The 25,034-nt window shown below is 56.5% G+C and carries 20 protein-coding genes; 4 read left to right on the top strand and 16 right to left on the bottom strand.

All coding sequences use genetic code 11. The features are described from left to right. Positions 1–199 precede the first annotated feature (199 nt). Positions 200–1,663 (bottom strand): glyceraldehyde-3-phosphate dehydrogenase, encoded by a 1,464-nt coding sequence (locus BQ9846_RS11770; protein WP_075881147.1) that lies wholly within the window; start codon positions 1,661–1,663, stop codon positions 200–202. 260 nt (positions 1,664–1,923) lie between these two features. Here BQ9846_RS11770 and mfd point away from each other — a divergent pair, with 260 nt between their 5' ends. Together mfd and BQ9846_RS11760 are read left to right on the top strand one after the other, a co-directional pair. Next, the gene (gene mfd, locus BQ9846_RS11765; protein ID WP_075881146.1) at positions 1,924–5,373 is read left to right on the top strand and encodes a transcription-repair coupling factor; all 3,450 of its coding nucleotides are present in this window, start codon (positions 1,924–1,926) and stop codon (positions 5,371–5,373) included. Next, complete coding sequence (locus tag BQ9846_RS11760; protein ID WP_075881145.1) at positions 5,370–6,482, top strand: L,D-transpeptidase family protein; 1,113 nt, start codon at positions 5,370–5,372, stop codon at positions 6,480–6,482. Before mfd ends, BQ9846_RS11760 begins: the two co-directional genes overlap by 4 nt. Positions 6,483–6,617: 135 nt before the next feature. On the opposite strand, the gene BQ9846_RS11755 is transcribed toward BQ9846_RS11760, so the two are convergent. The 6 genes from BQ9846_RS11755 to BQ9846_RS11730 all read right to left on the bottom strand — a co-directional run bounded on the left by BQ9846_RS11755 (position 6,618) and on the right by BQ9846_RS11730 (position 14,310). Further along, entirely contained in the window at positions 6,618–6,881 is a 264-nt protein-coding gene (locus tag BQ9846_RS11755) for an Lpp/OprI family alanine-zipper lipoprotein (protein ID WP_075881144.1), read from the bottom strand. Positions 6,882–7,090: 209 nt separating this feature from the next. Further along, positions 7,091–7,723, bottom strand: a complete 633-nt coding sequence (locus tag BQ9846_RS11750; RefSeq protein ID WP_075881143.1) for a L,D-transpeptidase family protein — start codon at positions 7,721–7,723, stop codon at positions 7,091–7,093. Positions 7,724–7,747: 24 nt separating this feature from the next. Beyond that, on the bottom strand, positions 7,748–8,212 hold the full coding sequence (locus BQ9846_RS11745; RefSeq protein ID WP_075881142.1) for a hypothetical protein: 465 nt from the start codon (positions 8,210–8,212) through the stop codon (positions 7,748–7,750). Positions 8,213–8,406: 194 nt separating this feature from the next. Further along, positions 8,407–8,868 (bottom strand): DUF6586 family protein, encoded by a 462-nt coding sequence (locus tag BQ9846_RS11740; protein ID WP_075881141.1) that lies wholly within the window; start codon positions 8,866–8,868, stop codon positions 8,407–8,409. Further along, a complete protein-coding gene (gene topA / locus BQ9846_RS11735; protein WP_075881140.1) occupies positions 8,865–11,492 on the bottom strand; it encodes a type I DNA topoisomerase in 2,628 nt (875 codons plus the stop codon). The genes BQ9846_RS11740 and topA overlap by 4 nt, the downstream gene beginning before the upstream one ends. Positions 11,493–11,778: 286 nt before the next feature. Then, positions 11,779–14,310 (bottom strand): DUF3141 domain-containing protein, encoded by a 2,532-nt coding sequence (locus BQ9846_RS11730; protein WP_075881139.1) that lies wholly within the window; start codon positions 14,308–14,310, stop codon positions 11,779–11,781. 232 nt (positions 14,311–14,542) lie between these two features. Here BQ9846_RS11730 and BQ9846_RS11725 point away from each other — a divergent pair, with 232 nt between their 5' ends. Further along, positions 14,543–15,529, top strand: coding sequence for a LysR family transcriptional regulator (locus BQ9846_RS11725; protein ID WP_075881138.1), 987 nt, complete (start codon positions 14,543–14,545; stop codon positions 15,527–15,529). Between the two features lie 107 nt (positions 15,530–15,636). After that, on the top strand, positions 15,637–16,692 hold the full coding sequence (gene lipA, locus BQ9846_RS11720) for a lipoyl synthase (protein WP_075881137.1): 1,056 nt from the start codon (positions 15,637–15,639) through the stop codon (positions 16,690–16,692). Between the two features lie 9 nt (positions 16,693–16,701). Here the strand turns inward: lipA and lipB are convergent, their stop codons facing one another. The 9 genes from lipB to rsfS form a co-directional block, all read right to left on the bottom strand. Next, entirely contained in the window at positions 16,702–17,355 is a 654-nt protein-coding gene (lipB, locus tag BQ9846_RS11715) for a lipoyl(octanoyl) transferase LipB (RefSeq protein ID WP_075881136.1), read from the bottom strand. A 16-nt stretch (positions 17,356–17,371) separates the two neighbouring features. Beyond that, positions 17,372–17,689 carry an HP0495 family protein gene (locus BQ9846_RS11710; RefSeq protein ID WP_075881135.1) on the bottom strand — a complete coding sequence of 106 codons (318 nt, stop codon included), beginning with the start codon at positions 17,687–17,689 and terminating at the stop codon, positions 17,372–17,374. Positions 17,690–17,785: 96 nt separating this feature from the next. Beyond that, positions 17,786–18,943 carry a D-alanyl-D-alanine carboxypeptidase family protein gene (locus BQ9846_RS11705; RefSeq protein WP_075881745.1) on the bottom strand — a complete coding sequence of 386 codons (1,158 nt, stop codon included), beginning with the start codon at positions 18,941–18,943 and terminating at the stop codon, positions 17,786–17,788. 102 nt (positions 18,944–19,045) lie between these two features. Further along, entirely contained in the window at positions 19,046–19,942 is an 897-nt protein-coding gene (locus BQ9846_RS11700; RefSeq protein WP_075881134.1) for a septal ring lytic transglycosylase RlpA family protein, read from the bottom strand. Continuing rightward, on the bottom strand, positions 19,939–21,012 hold the full coding sequence (gene mltB / locus BQ9846_RS11695; RefSeq protein ID WP_075881133.1) for a lytic murein transglycosylase B: 1,074 nt from the start codon (positions 21,010–21,012) through the stop codon (positions 19,939–19,941). The genes BQ9846_RS11700 and mltB overlap by 4 nt, the downstream gene beginning before the upstream one ends. 27 nt (positions 21,013–21,039) lie before the next feature. Further along, positions 21,040–22,200: a rod shape-determining protein RodA gene (rodA, locus tag BQ9846_RS11690; RefSeq protein WP_075881132.1), complete on the bottom strand. Its 1,161-nt coding sequence runs from the start codon at positions 22,198–22,200 to the stop codon at positions 21,040–21,042. Between the two features lie 3 nt (positions 22,201–22,203). Then, a complete protein-coding gene (mrdA, locus tag BQ9846_RS11685; RefSeq protein WP_075881131.1) occupies positions 22,204–24,111 on the bottom strand; it encodes a penicillin-binding protein 2 in 1,908 nt (635 codons plus the stop codon). 60 nt (positions 24,112–24,171) lie between these two features. Then, positions 24,172–24,639 (bottom strand): 23S rRNA (pseudouridine(1915)-N(3))-methyltransferase RlmH, encoded by a 468-nt coding sequence (gene rlmH / locus BQ9846_RS11680; protein ID WP_075881130.1) that lies wholly within the window; start codon positions 24,637–24,639, stop codon positions 24,172–24,174. Continuing rightward, positions 24,636–25,025 carry a ribosome silencing factor gene (gene rsfS / locus BQ9846_RS11675; RefSeq protein WP_075881129.1) on the bottom strand — a complete coding sequence of 130 codons (390 nt, stop codon included), beginning with the start codon at positions 25,023–25,025 and terminating at the stop codon, positions 24,636–24,638. Before rsfS ends, rlmH begins: the two co-directional genes overlap by 4 nt. Positions 25,026–25,034 lie beyond the last annotated feature (9 nt).

Below are 25,034 nucleotides of genomic sequence, written 5' to 3'. Positions count from 1 at the left end.
GTTTTTCGCTCAGATGATTACCAGTCCGGCTCAAGCCCACGCTTGAACCACCCCAAAAATCTACCGCATTATAAAGATAAGCGCGGCCAATGACCACATCCCAAGCCCTCGCCAAAAGTGCTATAGACCCAGCCAAATCGCAGCATCACAACGACAAACGCCACCCGAGGGTGGCGTTATCTAACCTAGAATTCGCGGGTTATGCCTCGGTACGTGGCAGCTTCAAAAAGCTCACGTTGGACATCTGCTGCAGAATCCGCACGACCTGGCAGCTATAACCGAACTCGTTGTCGTACCACACATAAACCACGGCATGATTGCCATTAGCGATGGTCGCTTTTGCATCGACGATGCCGGCATGGCGGTTACCCACGAAGTCAGATGACACCACTTCGGGCGAATCGACAAAATCAATCTGCTTTTGATAGGCCGAATTGATCGACATACGGCGTAAGTAATCGTTCAGCGTATCGGCATCGGTGCCTTTATCCAGGGTCAGATTAAGGATCGCCATGGACACATTCGGTGTCGGCACGCGAATAGCGTTACCGGTCAGCTTTCCCTCTAGCTCCGGCAGCGCTTTTGCCACGGCTTTTGCCGCACCGGTTTCGGTCAGTACCATATTCAGCGCCGCGCTGCGGCCGCGACGATCGCCTTTATGGTAATTATCGATCAAGTTTTGATCGTTTGTATAAGCGTGGACAGTTTCGACATGGCCCGTTACAACGCCATACTCGTCGTTAAGCACCTTGAGAACCGGCACAATGGCATTGGTGGTGCAAGAAGCCGCGGAAAGAATGGTGTCGTTTTCAGTCACATCGCCGTGGTTGATGCCATAAACGATGTTTTTGATGTTGCCTTTACCCGGCGCGGTTAAGAGCGCCTTGGAGGCTCCTTTGCACTCCAAATGCTGGCCCAAGCCCGCTTCGTCACGCCAGATGCCGGTATTATCCACCACCACGGCATTATCGATCCCGTACTGGGTGTAATCCACATCGGCGGGCGAGTCAGCGTAAATCACCTGGACCACGTTGCCGTTAACGGTCAGTGTGCGCGCATCGGCATCCACGCTAATTGTGCCTTTAAATGGCCCATGCACGGAGTCACGACGCAGAAGGCTTGCCCGCTTTTCCAAATCTTTCGCCACATCACCGCGGCCACGCACAACGATGGCACGCAGGCGTAAAAGATTACCGCCACCGGCTTTCTCGACGAGAATACGGGCCAACAAACGACCAATACGGCCAAAGCCATAAAGCACGACGTCTTTGGGCTCACCGGTGCTGGCACCGGGCTGATAGCCGTCGACAATCTCATGCAGTTCCTTGCGCAGGAAGGCTTCCACGTCGCCGCCGCCCTGCTTTTTTAGCATGACCGCTAGTTTACCCACATCGACGTGCGCTGGGCCAAGATTGAGCTCGCACAGGGCCTTAACAATAGAGAATGTATCTTGCACGGAGAGCTCGGTGCCCTCAATTTTGCGCACAAAGCGGTGATCCTTGAGGATCCGAATGACTGAACGGCGGATCAACGAACGCCCGAACATGGTCGCAACGACGTTATTCTGACGATAAAGACGCCCTACCAACGGGATCATCTGCTCCGCCAGCGCTTCATTGCTTTGCCATTCCTGAAAAACGTTATCGAGCGTTTGCTGACTCACGAGCGACCTCTTTAGGTAATGAAGAAAAAGGAGGGAATTAGTAAAGTGCTATTATCCCGGTCGCCATCATTCCCTGCAATCACTGGATAGTCGCAGCTGCTGTAAGCAGATTACACAAAGGGGCTTCTGACTACATGATGGCGCTGTTCGATGGAAGCGGCTTGTTTCGTGCGTATGAGCGGTCATTAACGCTACATCGCCTGACGGGTTGATCGTGTATCATCAACGCTTTGCCCCGATGCTTAGACGATGTTGACATTATGCCGACTTTTTCACTGCTAGAACCGCCCGCCCCCCAAGGGACTCGCGACACCCTCTACTGGGTTTCGCCGCCGGGCAGTGCCGATGCCCTGGCATTATCCCAAGTGGCGACCAGTACACCGTTACTCGTGATTACGCCAAGCACGGCGAGCGCCCAAGCGCTTGAACAGGCATTGGCATTTTATAGCGATATCCCGGTGCTCCCCTTCCCTGATTGGGAGACCCTGCCCTACGATAGCTTTTCACCGCACCAGGATATCGTCTCAGCCAGACTACGGACCCTGCGTGAGCTACAGGAGGGCGTGCACGGCATTGTCTTGGTACCCATCAATACGCTCATGCAACGCCTGCCACCGGTTGACTACATTGCCGGACGCGTGATGTCGCTCAAGACCGGCGACACCCTCGATCGCGAAGCGTTGCGCGAATCGCTTTCCCGCGCCGGGTATCGCGCGGTGGAAACGGTTTACGAGCCAGGCGAGTACGCCATGCGTGGGGCGATAATCGACCTCTACGCCATGGGGATGGACGCCCCCATTCGCATCGATCTTTTTGATGATGAAATTGATACCCTGCGCTACTTTGATCCCGGCTCACAGCGCTCAACCGATAAAATCGATGCCATTGAGCTGCTGCCCGCCCACGAATATTCGCTCAGCCGTGGCGCTATTGCCTGTTTCCGTGAACAGTTCGAGACCCTTTTCGACGTTGATCCGCGCCAGTGCCCACTCTACAACGACGCGTTAAAGGGCATTCCCTCGCCAGGCTTGGAGCAGTATTTACCCCTGTTCTTTGAGCAAACCGCCTCTCTGTTTGAGCACCTTACCGACGCGACACAAGTCGCGCTGCTACCCGGGGTGTTTGAGGCGGGCGAGCACCACTGGGAAGCCATCGAGGCGCGCTACGCGAATCTCGGCGTTGACCCCACGCGCCCTTTGCTGCCGCCCCATCGGGCTTTTTATCCCATCAATGAGATCTTTGGCGCAATCAAGCAGCGCCCGCGCCTTGAGCTGACCAACGACGCCGAACAGCGCCACGCACACCACTTCGCCGCCAAAGTGCTCCCCGATATCACCATCAATGCCCGTAGCAAAACCCCGCTCTCTGCACTAAAGACGTTTTTACACGACAACCCCGCCACCCGCGTCCTTTTTATCGCCGAATCGCGCGGTCGCAGTGAAGCACTTGAGGAAATCCTTGCGCCGCTTTCTCTCTCACTGCCCCACGTGGAAGACTTCTCCGCGTTCGCGCAAGGCGAGATGCCGTATGCCATCGCCGAAGGCCAGGTCGATGAAGGCTTGTGGCTGGCATCACCCGATCTTGCGGTCATTACCGAAACCGAGCTTTTTGGCGATGTCGTGCGCCAAAGCCGCCGGCGCGAAAAGGCCACCGACGACAACGAATTCGCTGTTCGCCATTTATCGGAGCTGAAAAAAGGCGCGCCCGTAGTGCATCAGGCTCACGGTGTGGGTCGCTACTTAGGGCTCGAAACACTCGAAGCCGGCGGTATGGCCAACGAGTTTCTGGCACTGGAATACGCTGGCGGCGCCAGGCTCTATGTTCCCGTTGATAGCTTGCATCTTATTTCCCGCTACAGCGGGGCCGACGATGAACTCGCGCCGCTACATAAGCTGGGCTCTGACCAGTGGGAGAAGGCACGCAAAAAAGCCGCGGAAAAAATTCGCGACACCGCCGCCGAGTTACTCGATATCTACGCCCGTCGCGAAGCCCAAGAGGGCGTGGTCTACGCCTCACCCGATGAGGAGTACCAACGATTCGCGGCGAGCTTCCCGTTTGAGGAAACCCCGGACCAAGAAGCCGCCATTAACGCGGTGATTAACGACATGACCTCGCCACAACCAATGGATCGCGTCGTGTGCGGCGATGTGGGCTTTGGCAAAACCGAAGTCGCGATGCGCGCGGCTTTTTTAGCCGTACAGTCGGGTCGCCAGGTCGTGGTACTCGTTCCCACTACCCTGCTGGCACGCCAACACTTTGAGAACTTTCGCGACCGATTCGCCGATACCGCTGTCAATATTAGCTTCGTCTCCCGTTTCACGCAGGGCAAAGCCATGGCCGAAACGCTGGAACACATCAAAAGTGGACAGACGGATATTGTCATTGGCACTCACAAGCTGCTGTCCAAAAGCGTCGATTTGCCCAAGATGGGGCTACTGATTATCGACGAGGAGCACCGTTTCGGCGTGGCACAAAAAGAGAAACTCAAAACCTTGCGCGCCGAAGTGGACATTCTCACCCTGACCGCCACGCCGATTCCCCGTACCCTTAACATGGCAATGAGCGGCATCCGTGATCTCTCCATCATCGCCACCCCTCCTGCGCGGCGACTATCGGTTAAGACGTTCGTCCAGCAGCACGCCGATGGCGTGATCAAAGAGGCGCTGCTACGAGAAATTCTGCGTGGCGGTCAAGTCTACTTCCTGCATAACGAAGTAAAGACCATCGAAAACGCAGCGGAGAAAGTCCGCGAACTGGTACCCGAAGCACGCGTAGCCGTGGCCCACGGCCAACTGCCCGAACGCAGTCTAGAGCGCGTGATGTCAGACTTTTACCATCGGCGCTTCAATGTGCTGGTATGCTCCACCATTATCGAGACCGGCATCGATGTGCCCAGCGCCAACACCATCATTATTGAGCGGGCCGACAAATTCGGCTTGGCACAGCTGCATCAGCTACGTGGCCGCGTCGGCCGCAGCCACCACCAAGCCTATGCTTATCTACTCACCCCGCCGCCCAAGGCAATGACACGCGATGCGATGAAGCGCCTAGAAGCCATCAGCGCCTCCGACGACTTAGGCGCCGGCTTCACCCTGGCAAGCCATGATATGGAGATCCGCGGGGCGGGCGAGCTATTAGGCGATGAACAAAGCGGGCAAATGGAGACCATTGGCTATACGCTTTACATGGAGATGCTGGACCGCGCTGTTAAGGCGATTCGCGCGGGCAAGACACCCAATATTGACGCGCCGTTTAATACCGGTGTCGAGATTAGCCTGAACCTACCTGCCCTGATTCCCGACGACTATATTCACGACGTTCAGCAGCGCCTAGTGATGTACAAACGCATCGCCAATACACAAAGCAACGCCGAGTTGAAAGAGCTGCAAGTAGAGTTAATCGACCGCTTTGGCCTACTCCCGGCGCCGGTGAAAAATTTGATTCGCCAAACGCAACTGCGCCAACGCGCGGAGCCATTAGGCATAAGCCGCCTAGAAGCCGGTGAAACGCGGGGAAAAATCTTATTTAGCACTCAAACACAGGTAGACCCGATGACCCTGGTATCGCTGATTCAAAAATCACCGCAGCACTATCGCCTAGAGGGTGCCGATACCTTACGCTTCGAACTCCCCATGGCTAGCGTCGAGGAGCGCTTTCATCAGCTCGAAACGCTCCTTGGCCAACTTAATCAAAAGGAACAAGTCGCATGATAAAAAGCGCCCCCTTCCTCCGCCGGCTACCCCTAGCTATCGGCGCTATGCTGGCGGCCTCATTAGCGCCACCTCTGCTTGCCGACTCCACCGGCGAAAACGAAAACCCGACGCTGTCCGACACCGCCATTGAAAGTGCTAAGATCGCCGCCGAGGAAACAACGCCAGAGCGCCCCAATGGACTTCCCCGAGGGCAATTTCACCTCCCGGAAACAGCAGATATTATTGGCGAGCGTTATACCATCACGGTTAAAGACCACGAAGAGACGCTCATCGATATCGCCCGGCGCCACAACATTGGCTTTGAAGAGATTCGCATGGCCAACCCCGATGTGAGCCTTTGGGTACCGGGCAAAGGGACAGAAGTGGTGATTCCTAGTCGCTATATCTTACCGCCGGCACCACGTGAAGGCGTGGTCATCAACCTTTCGGAGCTTCGTCTTTACTACTACCCCGCTGACAAACCCGGCATTGTCGAAACCTATCCGGTAAGCGTTGGGCGCGAAGAGTTTGCCACCCCAGTGGGTGTGACACGCACCACCATCAAGGTTAAGGATCCCGCCTGGTCCCCGCCCGCCTCAATGCGTCGTGAAGCGGCGGAAAGAGGCGACCCGCCTCCCGAAATTGTACCGCCAGGGCCGGATAACCCCCTGGGAGAGCACGCTATTTTGCTGGACATGCCGAGCTACTTAATCCATGGCACTAACCGCCCTGACGGCGTAGGGATGCGAGTCAGCCGTGGCTGCATCCGCATGTATCCCGAAGATATTGAATCGCTTTATGAGCGACTCCCCAGCGGTACGAAAGTTAATTTGATCGATGCCCCCTTCAAAGCGGGTTGGGCGAAGGACGGCACGCTCTTTGTGCAGTCATTTCCCCAGCTTGAGGAAAACATGGATAGCTTCGAGCCGTTACTCAACGCCTTCAAGCAAGTATCGGCAAAAACCGAGGAGGCCGACATTAACGTGGACTATGCCCAGATTAAACGCGCTATCGAGGACCCCGATGGAGATATGATCGCGCTTTACGGCCCACAGGCTCCGAAGAAGGAACCGGTCCGGGTTGAATGGGACGGCGATCTGTTTGATGCCTTAAAGCTCGAGGGGTAATTTCTTAATTAATAACCGGCAAAAAATAGGTACAACAAAAAACCCTGCCTCGGCAGGGTTTTTTGCGTCGTTTATCGCTTTAAAAGCGAGACGACTCCGCAAAAGGCTAAAGCCTTAAAGCGTTATCCGACAGAATTACTTCTGCATGGAACGCTCGAACATGCGGTTCATTTCTTCGCGGTTCTGCTCAGACATCTGCATAGCAGCACGCGCGTCGCGCTGCGCCTGGTTTGCAGTGTTCATTGCTTGAGAAGCCATGCTACGTGCTTCAGCCGCATCTGCCTGAGCAGATTCAGCGGTCATGCGAACTTCTTCCAGCGCGCTGGTAGAAGCACAACCTGCCAGGATTGCCAGAGAAGCAGCAGCGGCAGACATTTTCAGAGTCGTCTTCAGAGTCATAATGTTCTCCTTGAGTTTCCTTGGTGCTACGTTAAAGGCCTGACAACGTTAAGCTAGTAAGAAACGTTAACCTTGTCTACCTGCGGTGCAGGTTCGTTGCAGCGCCGTGTGCTAAAAGGCACAAGCGTCAAACGCTGTTTTATAGTAGACCACGATATTTGTCTATAGCGGCTTGTTCAACAGCCACAACTTCCTTCGACAACATCAGCTTAGCGGATCACAACGCGTGTGCCAACGTCGACTAACTTCACCATGCGTTCGATCTGTTCATTTGTTAACGCCACGCACCCTTGCGTCCAGTGAAACTTCGCGTGAACGTCAGGATCCGCTTTGCCCAATCCATGTAAACCAATGGCGCCACCCAATACCGTATCCTGTGGCGGCGTGCCGTAACGGCGGTAATAGGCAAAATAATCGTCGTAATCCTGCTGCGAATAGACGCCATTTTTTAGTGCCATGCGCGCATGCGCTGGAGTGGGATAATCCACTCCGGCAAAAATGTGCCACTGGCTTTCATAATTAAACCGATTGATACGAAACTCACCCAGTGGCGTGACATTACTTCCGCGTAAGCGCTGGGATTTCGCTCCAGAGCGGCCCAACGATATAGGCGCGAAACGCTCAAGACGAACATTCCCCCGATAAATGCTAAGGGAAGCCTCTTTGTCATCGACCAGGACCCATACCTCATTACTGTGACGAGGTACATGCGCCCGCGAAACCATCGTTTCTATCAAATCGGGTTCAACGGGGTCGGGTACATTTGCATTAGCGCCCGACATATACACCGACACGGGAAACCCTAGTGCATAGGCGAGAAATTGGCGTCGATTCACGGCCATGTTGTCACTCTCAAGGCGTCAGCACTAAACGTCGGTAAACTCTTCAAGGCTGGTCACGATACGTCTAACTTCTGCTTCGTGTCCTTCCGCCAGCGCAGTGAAAAATTCATTTTCAGGCTCAATCACTGCCTTCTTAGCGCGGTATTCATAGAGTCCCTGAAGTGTTTTGTGGGCCTCGGTAGCTGTTTGCATCGCCACATCGACGCTATTGTAATCCGCGCCTTCAGCCAACTGCTCAAGCTTTGGCGGTTGGGGGAAATCCGTCGGATCATCAAACCAGGTATTCAGCACTTCACGATGGTCGGAGCCATCGGAGAAAATCGCCTCTAGACCCGTTTTCATACGCAATTCACGGCTAGCAAGGTAGTTCAGTGCCATACTCAACCGCTCAGAATCGGCTTCTTTGGCCGCGTCGCTAAACTGCTGAGCCATACGAGCATGGAAATCAGCGGCCCAAACGACCAGATCTTTTACCTGGTTGTAGCGCATGCGTTTCTCCTTGGTTATCTATAGTGTCTCGTTTTTTAAAAGGATTCGCTTTACAAAAACGTTTAAAAACGAGGTGAAATTTTTGGCCTTAAAGCGTAGAGGAAAACGGACCGGCTGGCTATCTACCCATTCGGTGTAGGGTCGGCCACTCAGATTCTAGCGCTTTTAACGCTAATTCTAGCACTCTTCGCTTTTTACCACTCTGCGCTGGTTTCACGCAGCGCCGCCATTTCCTGTTTAGCGCTATTGATGCACGCGAGCAGCTCATCGGCGAATAGCGCCTGACTTCCCAAGGCAATCATCGTGGGGTTATGCGTTGGCCGTTTCGCGGCGCCTTCGCTACTATGAAGCCGCTGCAACTGAAAAATCAGCCAACCTAGCCACGAGTCTGCGTCGGCGGCGAGATCTCGCAGCCGCTGAAGCTCCGCAACGCTTGGCCCATCGGCGGCCAATAAAAGTGGCCAGCGATGCTCCTCAAGCCGAGCGTGCTCAGTCACTTCTTTGAGCAGCGACTCGATCGCCAGCTCCAATAGGGCAAGGGCGCTCTCTTCAAGGGCCATCCTGCGAGGAATCGCGTGCTCGTCGTCCGTGACGGGTGTCATGATAAGCAGCTCAGCGTGATAAAAAAGCTGATTGGTCCGGGCTCGCGGTGTCACTTTCGCTTATCCTCCACATGCCACTTACCGTTTTCGAACGTCGCTTTCCAACCAGTCGCCTTGCCCTCTTCGTCGGTCATGACGTACTGCGCTTTATTTTTGCGCGAAAAACGAATTTGCGCAGGGCGGCCATCCGGGTCTTCGCTGGGGGCATCAAGAATAAAGTGATACTTCTCCGGCAGCTCATCGGCGTGGGCTTTGAGCTCTTTGACCAGCGGCGGGCGCGTTTCGCGATTTTTGGGGAATTTACTCGCAGCAAGAAACAGGCCACTGGCACCATCGCGTAGCACGTAATGGTCATCGACCTTCTGGCATTTGAGCTCGGGCATGGGAATGGGGTCCATCTTGGGTGGCGCCACTTCACCACTTTTTAGCAATTTGCGGGTATTCTTGCACTCGCTGTTGGTGCAACCGAAATACTTACCGAAGCGGCCCGATTTAAGCTGCATTTCACTGCCGCATTTATCGCACTCGATAACCGGACCATCGTACCCTTTGATTTTAAACTTACCCTCTTCCACTTCGTAGCCTTCGCAATCCGGGCTGTTACCACAGATGTGCAGCTTACGCGTTTCATCGATCAGGTAATTATCCATCGCCGTGCCACACTTGGGGCAGCGCCGCTTGGCACGCAGCGCTTCAACTTCGGCCTCTTCCCCCGCGTCAGCGGCAACGGCTTCTTCACCGGGGATCAAATCGATCGTGGTTTTACAACGCTCCTTCGGCGGCAGGTTATAGCCGCTGCAACCTAAAAAGACCCCCGTAGACGCGGTACGAATCTGCATATCACGGCCACAGCTTGGGCACGCGATATCGGTCGGAACAGGCTGATTGGGGCGCATCCCGTCTTCGCTTTCCGCCTCAGCAAGCTCCTCGCGAAACTCTTGGTAGAACGCATCCAGTAGCGCTCGCCAGTTTCGCTCGCCCTCAGCGACCTCATCCAGGCTGTCCTCCATGCGCGCCGTAAATGAGTAGTCCATCAAGTCAGGAAAGGACTCTTTCAAACGCTCGGTAACGATATCGCCCAGTTTTTCAGCATAAAAACGGCGACTTTCTAGCTTCACATAGCCGCGATCCTGAATCGTGGAAATGATGGAGGCATAGGTCGAGGGGCGGCCAATGCCCTGCTTCTCCAATTCCTTGACCAGCGCCGCCTCAGAGTAGCGCGCGGGCGGCTTGGTAAAATGCTGTTGCGGATCGAGCGTTTCAAGCGTCATCGGAGTGCCTTCCGGCAGGTCGGGCAAACTCTGATCTTCGTTTTTCCCCGCCGGCTTCATTACCCGAGTGAAGCCATCAAACTTGAGCACGCGCCCCTTGGCACGTAACTCATAGCCATCGACTTCCACACTTAAGGTGGTGGAGAGGTACTCAGCCGGCGTCATTTGACAGGCGACAAACTGACGCCAGATCAACTCGTAAAGACGCTCGGCGTCGCGCTCCATGCTCACCAGTTCAGAGGTTTTGCGCTCCACGCTGGAGGGGCGAATCGCTTCGTGCGCCTCTTGGGCACTCTCCTTACTGCTGTAACGGTTGGGGGCCTCTGGCAGATAGCGATCCCCATACGTTTCACCGATAAACGCCCGTGCACTTTCCACCGCCTCCTGTGAGAGGTTGGTCGAATCAGTACGCATATAGGTGATGTAGCCCGCTTCGTACAAACGCTGTGCCATGGTCATGGTTTTCTTAACCGAAAACCCCAGGCGACTGCTCGCGGCTTGCTGTAGCGTAGAGGTGATAAAAGGCGCGTTGGGCTTGGAACGGGTCGGCTTATCCTCTCGTGAGGTGATTGCCAAATTGGCTTTTCTTAGTGCGGCGATACGCTCCAGGGTCTCTTTTTCCGAGGTAGGGCGAAACGCTTTGCCGTCTTGGCGCGCCAATACAAAGCGCACAACCTCACCCTCAGAGGTCACCAAATCGGCGTGAACATCCCAAAACTCTTCAGGAATGAAGGCGCGAATTTCCCGCTCGCGCTCGACGATCAAGCGAACCGCTACCGACTGCACGCGCCCCGCGGAGAGCCCGCGGGCAATTTTCGCCCATAGCAGAGGCGACAGCATAAACCCCACCACGCGATCGAGAAAACGCCTTGCCTGCTGCGCTTCTACACGGGGGATATTGAGCCCACCCGGTGCCTTGAACGCGTCTTGAATGGCATTTTGTGTGATCTCGTTAAATACCACGCGCTTGTAGCGATCGTTATCGCCACCGATGGTTTCGCGCAGATGCCAGGCAATGGCCTCCCCTTCCCGATCTAAGTCGGTGGCGAGATAAACGGCATCGGCCTTTTCCGCCAGCTTTTTCAGCTCCGCGACGACCTTCTCCTTACCGGGCAAAATCTCGTAGTGCGCTTCCCAGCCATTGTCGGGGTCGATGCCCATGCGCCGAATCAGCTGATCGTGCGCCTTGCGCTTTTTATAGACGGCTTTCTCGTCCGCTGACATTTTGCGTGTAACCGCGGCTTGACGAGCGCGCTCTTTAGGATCGGAGGCTGCCTTACCCGAGCCGCTGGTCGGTAGATCACGGATGTGACCTACGCTCGACTTCACGATGAAATCGTTGCCGAGATACTTATTGATCGTCTTCGCTTTGGCGGGCGACTCGACGATGACCAGTGACTTGCCCATAGTACTCCACTTAAATGATATGCCGGCTAACCCGCAGGCGGCGTTTTGAATAAAATATTGGCAATATAAACAGCACGCAAAGCCAGATGATAGGTGCGTGAAAAATGCGCCTACCCTACCCCACGCCTTGACGAAGCGCCAGCCCTAGCGATGGGTCGCCACTAAACCGTTGCACGCCAAATCCAAGCTAGACACTAGACTGCCCAACGCCAAACGGCAACCTGCCTCCTATGCAAAACGCCCCGGCGATTAAGCCAGGGCGCTATAAGACATCCGCGTTAATGACTTAACGCTTACGGGTTGTCCGCTTCCGTGACGAGGCATTGCCAGCGGGTTTCTTCTGAGCCGGTGCCGCCTGTGCCGATGATGCGTCACTCGATGAAGCCGGCGTTTTGGGCGCTTGAGCTTGATCGGCCGGTTCGGCGGCCGATGCACTAGACGGCGTTGCTTCCACCTGAGAGGTGGGCGCTTTGGCGGCCGGTTCGGCGTTAGGCGCACTAGATGGCGTGGCTTCCACTTGAGAGGTCGACGCTTTAGCAGCCGGAGCAGGCACGTCAGGCTTAGGCGCTTCCTGCTGGGAGGACGTTGGCGCTTTTTCCACTGGCTTTTCTGGACGGGCCTGATCGAACAGCGCTTTTACTTGCTCAAAGCGGGCCGACGCGTGCTCGGATAACTCCCCGCTTGCCGCAAAGACATGCTCCAAGTGGTCGATGTGGCCATCGATTTGCGCGTTGGTCTCTCCTTTAAGTAGCTGCGGCAAGGTGGAAAGCGCTCTTTCACGGTCAAGTTTTAGAATAAAGAACTGATCGCGCACCAGCTTTTTAAAGTCGCACAGTGTTCTGCCCGGCTCTAGCTCCGCGCGTGACGCACGCAAGCGCTTGAAGTTACGCTCATCGGTCGCCGGGGCCCCACCTAGCACATAGATCACGGCACGCATGACCGCTTCGTGCGCTCCGCCATGGGCAATACCCTCGCGAATCTCTTTCTGACGCTGCTCGATAAAGCGACGATGCTCTGGCTCGGCGCCGGGACGACGGCGGTGCACATGAGCGTCACCGAACAGACCCACCGCAGCTTGAAGTAACGGCTGCCCATAAATATCCAAGAACAGACGCTCAATGGTGCTGTCACGCCAATCGCGAACGGCATTCAAGTTCGCGACGATCTGGTCAGAGACAATGCCCTCAAGCGTTTTAAAGAGATTATCTTTCGCTACCGGATGGCGATTTTCGCTCACCATTTCTGCCATCACCGGCAGCGGCACGGTCAAGGGGTTGCGGTCCGACATCATGCGATAGCCTAACCGGATGGGATGCATGCGCCGTACCCAGCGCGAGGTTTCCGGCGTCGTGACCGACTGCAACAGCGGCTGAACCGCCAGGCGATAGAAGCCTAAGTTAATCTCGGACAGCCGCGCCACGGTAGCAAAACGGCGATCATCTTCCGGGCTGTGTTTGACCTCTTGGTCCAGCTCGTCGAAGTCGCGCGTCTCAAATTCCAGCAAGTAGTCGCGCTCAATAAGCTCCGCATCCGAACGTTCACTCGCAGGCGAGGCCGTGGCTTCATAAAGTCCCGGCGGCATGACATCGATATAATCCATGTTCGCCGTAAATTCCGAGTGCTCTTTACGCGACACATTACCCGACACGAAGATACCCAGGTGGCCCGTGGTGTCGTGCAGGCAGTAGACGATGGTTTGTTCGTTGGCGATGATATCCTCTTCGCCTTCGTACAGGTCGCGAATCCAACCCAAGGCTTGCGGCGGCGGTGTAATATCATCGCCACGCGAGCAGAACACCACCACCGGCGAGCGCACGTTGCGCAGGTCAATGCGCCGCCCATCGCGCGTCACAAGCTGCGCGGTGGAGAGGCGATTACCCACGAAAAGATTGTCCACGATGTACTGGATCTCTTCGCCGCCCAGCATGACATGGCCGCCCCACCAGCGCTCGAATTCCAGGTAGCGGTGCGCTTCGTTATCGATGTTGGCAAACAGGTTGTACTGCTTCTTCCAGTAGGTGTTGGCGGGATTTAAACGCTCAAAGTTCTGCACCAGCCACGCGCCGTCGAAAAGGCCGTGACCTAGATCGCTAGTGAAGGCCGTGATCCAGCTGCCGCCTGTCATGCCGCCGGTGTAGCGCATGGGGGCTTTGCCACGCTCGCCCGCCCAGTAAGAGAGCGGCGCGCCGGCAATCAAAATGGGGCCGAACAGATCCGGCTCTAGCGCGGCGGCCATCATGATCTGCCAGCCCGCTTGGCAGTTACCTACGACCATCGGTTTTTCCGTGGTGTCGGCGTGCAGTTCGCGCACATAGCGCAAAAAGGCAATTTCCGACTCAACGACGTCTTCTACCGTCTGCCCTGGTTCGGGGAACGGTAAAAAGCCGAGAAAATAGCAAGGGTGCCCAGCGCGCAGCGCCACACCGATTTCGCTGTCGGGCTTAAACCCCCCAATGCCGGGGCCATGGCCTGCGCGGGGGTCAACCACCACGAAGGGACGTTTTTCCGCGTCAATCTCCACCCCCTCTGGGGGGAGTACGCGCAGCAGTTCATAATTGGTGGGGCGCGGCAGTTGCCGACCATCCATCAGTACTTCCGTTTCAAACCCCAGCACATTGGGCTTGGTCTGTTGCATGTGTTCAAGGTACTGATTGCCACGCTGACGCATGACATCCCAATAGAGTACGCTGCGCTCAAAGCCATCGCGCCAGTAATCTACCGCCGCGCGGCCGAAACCGAAGGGATCAAATACGGTAGAAAGCAGAGACGCACCGGGATAACTCTCGGCGAATTCAGTAGGATTGGCGAGAAAGTTCATAGATTCTCCCTTGGGTCATGGAAACAATGGACCCGATAGCTATTATGCTGCAGTGCAATATAGTGTAAGACACGTAACACCCAGCGTCGATGAAGAATCGCAATTTTTGCGGCAAAAATCGCAATTTCTCGCATACCTTGTTTTAATACAGTTACGTTTTAATTAGCGCTTTACAGAGCGTTTCGCGGGCTTCTAGGTGGTAACCGCTGGATTTGACACCGTCGAGGTAGAAATGTCGTCACCCGCGCTACTCAACCGCCTGACGTTTCGTCAGCTGCAAGTGTTTCAGGCCGTTCATCGCAAGCGCTCTTATTCCCGCGCGGCGGAGCAACTCGGCTTGACTCAACCTGCGGTGAGCGCCCAAATTCGCCAGCTCGAACAAGCGCTAGGCCAAGCGCTTTTTAAATACGCAGGCAAAACCCTGCATGTCCTGCCCGCCGCCGATACACTGGCCGATTCTACCCGCGAAATTTTCGGTCAGCTCTCGCGTTTGCAGATGCACCTTTCCGACCTTAACGGCAAGATCAGCGGGGAACTCAACATCGCGGCGGTCTCCTCGGCACAGTACATCGTGCCCTACTTACTCGCCCGTTTTCGTGCCCGCTACCCCGATGTACGCGTACGTCTCGGTGTGTGTAACCGCAGCCAAGCGCTAGAGCGGCTTGCTAGCCAGCGCGACGATCTGGTGATCATGGCTATGGTACCCGACGACGACCGCTTTGTGGTGACGCCGATTCTGGATAATGAACTGATTGCGGTGGTATGGCCAGAGCATCCGCTGCTGAGTATGACCGAGCCAACGCTTACTGATTTTGCCCGCCACTACGTGCTGATGCGAGAACCGGGCTCCGGGGTACGCACCGCGTTTGAGCAAGTCGCAGCACTACAGCATGTCAGCATGCCACACCGTATTGAACTCGGTACTAACGAAGCGGTTAAACAGGGCGTCATGGCGCATCTTGGCGTGGCTGTCCTGCCGCGCATGGCGGTACAGTTGGAGCTTGAGCACGGCTTACTCACCGAACTCGTCCTGCCGGACTTCCCCATTCGCCGCTCTTGGTCGGTGGTTTACCACGCCGAGCGTTTTCCCACCCCCGTGGCGGAACTGTTCATGCGCTTTCTGCGTGAGCACTTGCCCGAGTATCGCGACCACTTTCAGGCGCCAACCAGCCCATTGCCCAGCCACAATGTCGCCTGTTTGCCACTCACACTTTCCTAAGCGCGGTGTCCTGTTTTTGGCCAAATATGTTACATTGCGGGTTGTAGGGCTCAGTCGAATAGACTTCTGTCGTAACCGACCCGTATCCACAGTAGAGGCTCTCATTTATGAGCGACAACACCTCGCAGCGCGTGTCTAGCGGCACAAAATTCCGCAATGAACACGGCATGGCAGTGATTAAGGACGGCATCAAGCAGGGCAAAACCCAAGACGATGCCCCGTCACTGGAACGCAAACCCAAATGGCTGCGAGCCCAAATCCCGGGTGGCGAGCGTTTTGAAGCGGTAAAGAAAAATGTCGCTACCCACCGCTTAAGCACCGTCTGCGCCGAATCGCACTGCCCTAACATGGGCGAATGCTGGAGCAACGGCACTGCCACGATCATGCTGATGGGCTCGGTGTGTACCCGCGCGTGCCGTTTCTGCGCTGTCGACACCGGTAACCCCAAAGGCTGGCTCGACCGCGAAGAACCGGAGAACACCGCCAAATCGGTTGAACTCATGGGGCTGCGTTACATCGTGCTGACGTCGGTGGACCGCGACGACCTCGACGACGGCGGCGCCAGCCATTACGCCGACTGTATTCGGGCGATTAAAACACGCACGCCCGACGTCGTGGTGGAAGCGCTAACCCCTGATTTCGACGCAGAACCCACCGCGATTGAGCGTGTAGTGGATTCGGGCTTGGAAGTGTTTGCGCAAAATGTCGAAACCGTCGAGCGGCTCACCAAGCGCGTGCGCGACCCTCGGGCCGGCTACCGTAAAACCCTGGACGTACTTGCGCACGCTAAAAAGCACCGCCCGAAGGTGCTGACCAAAACGAGCCTGATGCTGGGGCTGGGTGAGACCGAAGACGAAATCCTACAAACCTTCGACGATTTACGCGCGATCGGGGTGGATATCGTCACCCTGGGACAATATTTACGCCCCACCAAAAACCATTTGCCCGTCGAGCGCTACGTGACGCCCGAAGAGTTTGAGCGTTTTCGCGTGCTAGGGCTAGAAAAAGGCTTTATGGAAGTCGCCTCAGGGCCACTGGTGCGCTCCAGCTACCGAGCGGATCGGGTTTTCGAAAAAAACAACCTTGGGCTCGCCTCGCCGGCGGCGGTACCCGGCCAGCAAAGCAAAGACGCGAGCCTTATCCCCGTGCAGCACGTGGGCTAACAGGTTGATTTAGCCAGCACTCAAGCGGCGCTGAATACGCGTCGCGAGTGCTTGCGCAAGCTCTTCTCCAACGGCTGGCCCGCTCACCGGTTGATCGGTTAAATCCGCCAGCCGCGTCATGGCCATACCGGCGTAACCGCAAGGGTTGATACGCGCAAAGGGCGACAAATCGCCATCGACGTTGAGTGCCACACCGTGGAAACTGCCCCCTCGGCGTATGCGCAGCCCCAAAGAGGCCACTTTTGCCTCTCCTCCCGCTACCTCTACATACACCCCCGGCGCATCCGGGCGCGCTCGCGCCACGACACTGTAGCTTGCCAGCACATCGATCACCGCGTTTTCAAGTGCCGTGACCAGTTCGCGCACGCCTATATTGGCGCGCCTGACATCCAGCAAGGGGTAGAGCACCACCTGGCCGGGGCCGTGGTAGGTCACTTGGCCGCCACGGTCGGTCTGCACCACGGGAATATCACCCGGCATCAAAAGATGTTCCGGTTTTCCAGCCTGCCCTTGGGTAAACACCGGCTCGTGCTCCACTAACCAGAATTGATCCGGTGTGTTGGCATCACGGGTATCGGTTAGGTCGCGCATCGCTTCCCATACGGGCTGGTAGGAGCGTCGTCCCAGGCGGTGCAGCTCAATTGGCGGCAAATCAGCGCTCATTTCTCACCACTCACTCTTACACCACCATGTGTACACGGCCGGTCGCTTTTAAGTCGTGAAACAGCTGATTAAGCTGACTCTCTCCGGTCGCGCGAATGGTCACCCGCACCGACTGAAAGCGACCGTTACGGCTATCCACGACCTGCATCGAGGCTTCGTCAAAATCGGGCGCGTGGCGTACCAACACTTGGCATACGGTGGCAGGAAAATCCTCCGCCGCATCGCCCACCACTTTGATCGGGTAATCGCACGGAAAGGTGATTTTCGCCGACTTTTTTTGCGTCATCGCCGAAGGGCGCATATCGCGAAACCCTTGTTTGCCATTCGAAGCCATTTATTCACCTACGCATCGGTTGATCGGTCTAACCGCGATTCAAGTCATTTCAACAAAATCACGTTTGATCCAGGCCGTATTTAATCAAGGTCTTATTTAATCAAGAAAGTTGCTCAAAAGACCGCTAAAAAAGCGGCGCACTTGGTCAAGCAGGCGCTTGAAAAGCCCCCCTTCCTCGACGTCTTCTAGTGCCACGAGGCGCCGCTCGCCGACCACATCTTCGCCCAGCACGACTTCCAGCGTACCGACTTCCTCACCCATTGACATGGGCGCATTGAGGTCGTCACTGATATTCAACCGGGCACGCAGCTCCTCGTTACGATTGCGCGGCAGCGTCATATAGACCTCTTCATCGACGCCAATACGCACCTCGTTTCTCTCTCCGCCCCAAATGCGCGGCGTGGCTAATACCGCACCACGGTCGTAGAGGTTCATGGTTTCGAAAAAGCGAAACCCGTAGCTTAGAAGCTTCTGGGTTTCCTGCGCCCGCGCTTCTTCTGAACTGGTCCCCATCACCACCGAAATAAGACGCATGCCGTCACGCTCGGCCGAGGCCACAAGCCCGTAACCCGCTTCAGAAGTCCAGCCGGTTTTCAATCCATCCACACTGGGGTCGCGCCATAAGAGGCGGTTGCGGTTAGGCTGATCGATCCCGCCGTAGGAAAACGTCCGCTCGGAGTAAATTGCATAGTGCTCGGGATAGTCATTGATAATATGCTGAGCGAGTAGCGCCATGTCCCGGGCGCTTGAGTAGTGATTTTCGCCCGGCAGGCCGGTGGCATTTTCAAAGTGGGTATTGCTCATGCCAATGCGCGCGGCGTGCTGATTCATTAAGTCGGCGAAAGGCCCTTCGCCCCCCGCCAAATGCTCTGCCATTGCCACACTGGCATCGTTACCCGACACAATCACGATGCCGTGCAATAAGTCCCGGACGGAGACTTGGTTGCCCACCTCAACGAACATCTTAGAGCCGCCGGTACGCCACGCTTTCTCACTAATGCTGACCTTGTCATCAAAATCGATGGTGCCACGATCAAGCTCTCGCTCGACCAAAAACGCCGTCATCAGTTTGGTCAAACTCGCCGGCGGCAAACGCTTATCGGCGTCGTGCTCGGCGAGCACATGCCCACTATTGGCATCCATCAATATCCATGACTTGGCCGCTAGCTGAGGCGGAGAGGGAATAATCGTTTGCGGCTGAGGAATCACTTGCGCGGAAACGGGTAAACCAGCGGTCATAGTCACGGCAGCCATCAAAAGCGCCAGCAGACCATAACGACAACAGAAACGACGCAACATAAACACGGTCATCACGGATATTTTCTCACTTAGGTAAGCTCAATAGGTAAAAAGGCATTATCTCACGATAAAGGCTTGGGGAAAGCCTGCCTGGCGAAGGGATTCACGTAATGGCCGCTCCTGCTGCTGACGCGCAACCGGCCCAACCTGTACGCGGTACACATCGGCCTCGTGGGTGACGCGCACGCCGTGGCGTAACTCACGCTGTAACTGCTCTTTAAGCCGATCGGCGCTTTCGGCGCTGCCCAGGGCAGCAATCTGCAAATAAAAAGGGCCGTCATCACTGGCGGATTCAGGTTCAGCTATCTCTGCCGTGGCTGCTGGCGTTGGCGCATCACTGACACCCTCCCCTCGCCAGCGCTTTGGATCAATCGCCTCGACCTTGACCCGCCCTGTGCCCGCCTCGGTAAACCCGAGCCGCGAGGCAGCGGCATAGGAGAGGTCGATCTCCCGCTCGCTGTGAAACGGGCCGCGATCATTGATACGCACGATCACCGAGTTACCGTTCTCTTGGCTGGTTACCCGAGCGTAGGTGGGCAACGGTAAGGAGCGGTGCGCTGCCGTCATTTTGTACATATCGTAAATTTCACCGTTTGACGTGGCGTAGCCGTGAAATTTTTCACCGTACCAAGACGCCGTTCCCTCTTTCGCATACCCCGTCGAGTCCGGCAGAACACGGTATGTTTTACCCCACACCTCATAGCTTGCGCGATTGCCTGCCCGGGAGAGCGGCTCTTCTCTAGGCTCGGCGTCGGGCACTTGGGATACATCAGGCGGGTCAAGGGGGTAGGCATCCCCGCTCATGGCGTAACGTCCACCGCTGGTGGCTGATGCGGGCTGCTGGGTTTGTCGCAAGGTGTCATCTTCAGCGGGTTGCTGCATATCCCGGCTTGCACACCCGCTTAAGATTACCCCCGACACTAGCGCCGCAAGCGTTGTCTGCTTGATGTTCATCCTTCGCCCTCATGCTGGGTCTGATGCGCTTGCGCAATGGCCTCGGCCAAGGTGGTCACCGCCATCGCGTAGAGATGGCTATGGTTATAGCGCGTTATCACGTAGAAGTTAAAGCCCCCGAGATAGTACGCCTGACGCCCATCCTCCAGGGTTAAACGCAGCGGTACCACGCGCTTATCCTGCCGCGCTAAGAAGGCCTCCGCCGCCTCTCCCACTGGCTTAATGCCAGCGCGCTGGGCCTGCTCTAACGTATAAGTGGGCTTTGACGTTTGATTAAACGTTATAGCCGCTTGGTTCTCTTCCGCTGTCGGCGCGCGCTCGGCACGCTGATAAATCGGCTCCCCCTCCCGCCAACCATGCTCGGCAAAATAGTTAGCCACACTACCGATGGCATCCACCGGGTTATGCCATAAGTCACGCTGATCATCGCCGTCAAAATCCACGGCGTACGCTTGGTAACTGGTGGGAATAAACTGCGGGAAGCCCATCGCCCCCGCGTAAGAGCCTTTTAACGTCGCGGGGTCAACGCCTTGCTCATGCGCAATGCGCAGAAAGGCCGCGAGTTCACCGCGAAAAAAACGCCCGCGCTCCGGGTGATGAAATGCCAGCGTCGAGAGCGAATCGAGCACCCGGTGGCGCCCTTTATAGCGTCCGTAAAAGGTTTCCACGCCGATGATCGCCGTGATGATTTCTGCCGGCACACCGTGCTCGGCGGTCGCGCGTGCCAGTGTTTGTTGATGCTGGCGCATAAACGCAGCGCCCTCTTCAATACGCTGCTCGGTGAGAAAAATATCGCGATACTCGTGCCACTCCAGCCGCCGCTCGACCGCGCCCGCCATGGCGTCAAGCACTTCTTGGCGAAACGTGGCGCGTCCTAGCGTTTCGGTCAGCCACGCCTCGGGTAAACCTTGTTCGACTAGCTCCTCGACCAGTGCGGCGGTATCTGCATGCTCGCGCGGATGAAAACTCGGTGTCTCTGCCAAGCTATTCGCTGCACCAAGCCCCATCCACCCCGCTATTGCCGCACTGAGCGCAAACCGCCGAACTCGCTGCTTACTGGCTATTTTCATTGTTGACTCTCCCCTCGCCCCGGGCGCTCAGCGCGACAGAAGCCGGCGATGCGCATGTATCGACATTAAAATGCCAAACCCTGCTAATAGCGTCACACTGGAGGTGCCGCCGAAGCTAATCAGAGGTAATGGCACGCCTACCACGGGTAAAATACCGCTGACCATGCCGACATTAACAAAGACATAGATAAAAAAGGTGAGAATAATGCTGCCCGCCACCAAACGTCCAAAGGCATCCTGCGAGGCGCTAGCGAGCCACAGTCCTCGGCATACGATCATAAAATAGAGCAGAAGCACCGTCAGCATGCCCATTAAGCCGAACTCCTCACCCAGCACGGCAGAGATAAAATCGGTGTGGCGCTCAGGCAGAAACTCAAGCTGTGACTGCGTGCCCTCAAGCCACCCCTTACCCCAAAGGCCACCGCTGCCAATAGCGGTGGTGGACTGAATAATGTTCCAGCCAGAGCCTAAGGGGTCGCTATCGGGGCTCAAAAAGGTGAGCACGCGTTGGCGCTGATAGTTATGCAGGTTCATCCATAGAAGCGGCAAAGCCGAGGCGGCCAGTACCGCAGCCAAGCCGATCAAACGCCAGGATAGGCCGGCCAAAAGCACCACAATAACGGCGGCACTGGCGACCAATAACGACGTGCCTAAATCCGGCTGAGAGGCAATGAGAGACACCGGCAGCCCGATCAGCACGGCGCAGACCAGAATATCGCGCAGCTTAGGCGGTAACTCGCAGCGGTTTAAGTAAGCGGCGACCATCAACGGCACCGCCAGTTTCATCATCTCCGACGGCTGAAAACGCACCACGCCCGGGATGACCAGCCAACGCTTAGCGCCCATGCCCATATCGCCAAAAAACTCAACCGCCAAAAGCATCAACAAGCCCGCGCCGTAGGCCACGGGCGCCCAGCGCAAAAAGGTCCGGGGGGAAAACTGCGCGATGATCACCATGCCCACCAAGCCCACACCAAAGCGAAGGCTTTGCGCGTAGACGGCTTCGATGCGTTGGCCCGAAGCGCTGTATAAAACAGCCAGTCCCGACGCCATCAGCAGCAGCAAAAGGCCGACCAGCCAAGGGTCGAGATGGATTCGCTCCCAAAGGCTTTTGCGTCTGGCCATACCGCTGTCAGGCGGGCGAACGGGGTAACGGCGCAAGCCGCGTGTCAGCGTCAACCACGACATTCGTTAAAGACCCTCTATATTGTCGTCGCTGTTTTCCAGCGTATCGCGGACTTCATCAACATCGGGCGCGTCATCTTCCAGAAGCCAGGCATCCGTCATCGCGCGCGCTAAGTGGGCGGCGTGGGTGCTTCCCCCGCCGGCGTTTTCGACAATCACGGAGACGGCTATCTGTGGGTCCTCTAGTGGTGCAAAGGCCATAAACAGGGCGTGATCACGCAGCCGCTCCTCCAGTTCATCCGCATCGTAGCGCTGATCCTGACCCAGCGAAAAAACCTGCGCGGTGCCCGACTTGCCGCCCATGCGATACGCTAGGTCGACGCCGGTACGCCGTGCGGTACCCTCATGCCCGCTCAATACTTTCTCCATGCCGCTGAACACGCTATCCCACCAGCTCTCTTGGCTGAGGTCGATATCGTCGGGGGTATCGGGCAATTCGCGGGGGAGAGGCGCCTCACCCAGTTGACTCGCCAACCGCGGTTTCACCCACTCTCCGCGATTGGCCAGCGTTGCCGTGGCGGCTGCTAACTGCAGCGGGGTGACCTGCCAATAGCCTTGGCCGATGCCGACTGACAGCGTCTCCCCCGGATACCAGGGCTGGTTATAGCGCTCGCGCTTCCACTCCCGTGAAGGCATCAAGCCATCACTTTCGCCCTGGACGTCGTGCGCCACGCGTTGACCAAAGCCGAACGCCGTCATCTGCTCGTGCAGCTTATCGATACCCAAGTCATGGGCTAGCGAATAGTAGAACGTATTATTGGAAACGGCGATCGAGCGCTCAAGGTCCACGCGGCCATGCCCCCAGCGCAACCAGTTGCGGTAGCGGCGCGAGTCATTGGGTAACTGAAAATAGCCGGGGTCGTTAATGGTCGACTCCGGGGTGATGGCGCCTTCACGCAAGCCTGCCAGCGCCAAAAATGGCTTAATCGTGGAGCCCGGCGGGTAGTGCCCCCGAATCGCACGATTGAACAACGGCAAGTCAAGATCCTGTTGAAGCCCCCGGTACGAAGCCACATCGATACCGGTGACAAACTGATTGCTATCAAACCCCGGCGCCGACACCATGGCGAGAATATCGCCACTTTGCGGCTCAATGGCCACGATCGAGCCGCGCCGGCCATCGAGCAGATCGTATGCCAGCAACTGCAGCTCTTTATCCAGCGTTAGGGTGAGGTTTTTACCCGGCGTCGGGTCGGTTCGGCCCAGCTCGCTCAATACACGCCCCCGGGCGTTGGTTTCCACTTTGCGCAGCCCGGCTTCGCCATGCAGCTCCTCTTCATAGAAAAGCTCAACGCCGGTTTTGCCGATAAAGTGCGTTCCCGCGTAGCTACCTGAATCCAGCGTTTTGAGCTCTTCGGCGTTGATGCGGCCGACATAGCCCAGTGCATGTGCCATCACCTCAGCGTCGGGGTAGTAGCGCAAAAGCTGCGCCTCCACTTCAACTCCTGGTAGACGGTGGCGGTTAACCGCCAAGCGGGCGATTTGCGCCTCACTTAAATCGCTAATCAAAAGCGCGGGCTGGAAGGGGCGCTGACGCTGGCGGGAGCGCAGATGAAACGCTTCCACCTCCTCTTCGGGTAAATTCAGCAGTTCGATCAACAGCGCAAGGGTTTTATCCAAGTTGTCTACCCGTTCACGCACAATGGTCAAATTGTAGGTGGGGCGGTTTTCCGCCAGCAGCACGCCGTTACGGTCGTAAATAAGACCCCGCGTGGGCGGCAGCGGCTCAACCCGCACGCGGTTATTTTCCGAACGCGTGCTGTAAAGGTCGTGTTGCACGACTTGAAGATAGACCAGCCGCCCCATTAGGAGTGCCAACAGCGCCGTCACGACCAGTAAAGCAAGCAACGCGCGCACCCGAAAGATGCGCAGCTCAAACTCACTGTTTTTTAATCTATCAAAGCGCTGAGGCATAGTGCGGCCAGGTCTCAAAACTGTCTAAAAACGCCCGCCGACGGGGCGCTTTTCAAGGCGTTAGCGGTGATAAGGGTGGCCGACGAGCAAGGTCCAAGCCCGGTAGAGTTGCTCGGCCAGCATAATGCGGACCAGGGGATGAGGAAGCGTTAGCGGCGATAATGACCAAGCGTTATCTGCCTGTGCCGTAAGCGAAGGATCTAGCCCATCGGGTCCCCCCACCAAGAGCACAATGTCTTTTCCCAACATCCGCCATTGATCGGCCTCTTGAGCCAGCGCCTCTGTGGACCATGGCTTGCCTTTCACTTCCAAGGCCACAATGTGCTCATCGCCTTTCAGCTTATGACGAATACGCTCGGCCTCCTGCGCGCGTGCCTTGGCAACATCCGCATTCTTACCGCGCTGCCCCAAGGCAATCTCTTCTATCTCAAGGCTAAAATCGCGCGGCAGACGCTTACGATATGTCTCCACGCCCTCTTCTACCCAAGCGGGCATTTTGGTACCCACCGCGAGTAGACGGATTTTCATGAACCAGAGACCTGGTCTTCCATCCGTTCGCGCACAAGCTCGTGCGCGGTGGCGCTATCGGCGGGCAAATCCGCCCATAAGCGCTCAAGATCGTAAAGGGCGCGTGCTTCGGGAAGCATGATGTGGACGATGATATCGCCGAGATCGACCAGCACCCAGTCCGCGTTACTGCCGCCTTCCACTCCGCGGGGCTGCATCCCTTCGGCTTTGGCCTTTTCGACCAAGTTTTGTGCCAACGCCGAGACGTGACGCGTTGAGGTGCCACTGGCAATGATCATCAGATCGGTGACGTCGGTGAGCTTTGCCACGTCAAGCTGGGTAATATCGCGGGCTTTGAGTTCTTCTAGCGCGTCAATCGCTAGCTTTTTCAGTGTATCGATGTGCATGACTCCTAA

It is taken from the genome of Vreelandella massiliensis (genome assembly GCF_900155385.1).
GTDB lineage: Bacteria > Pseudomonadota > Gammaproteobacteria > Pseudomonadales > Halomonadaceae > Vreelandella > Vreelandella massiliensis.
The sequence above is the reverse complement of the archived record's forward strand: the minus strand, read 5'-3'. Positions and strand labels throughout refer to the sequence as shown.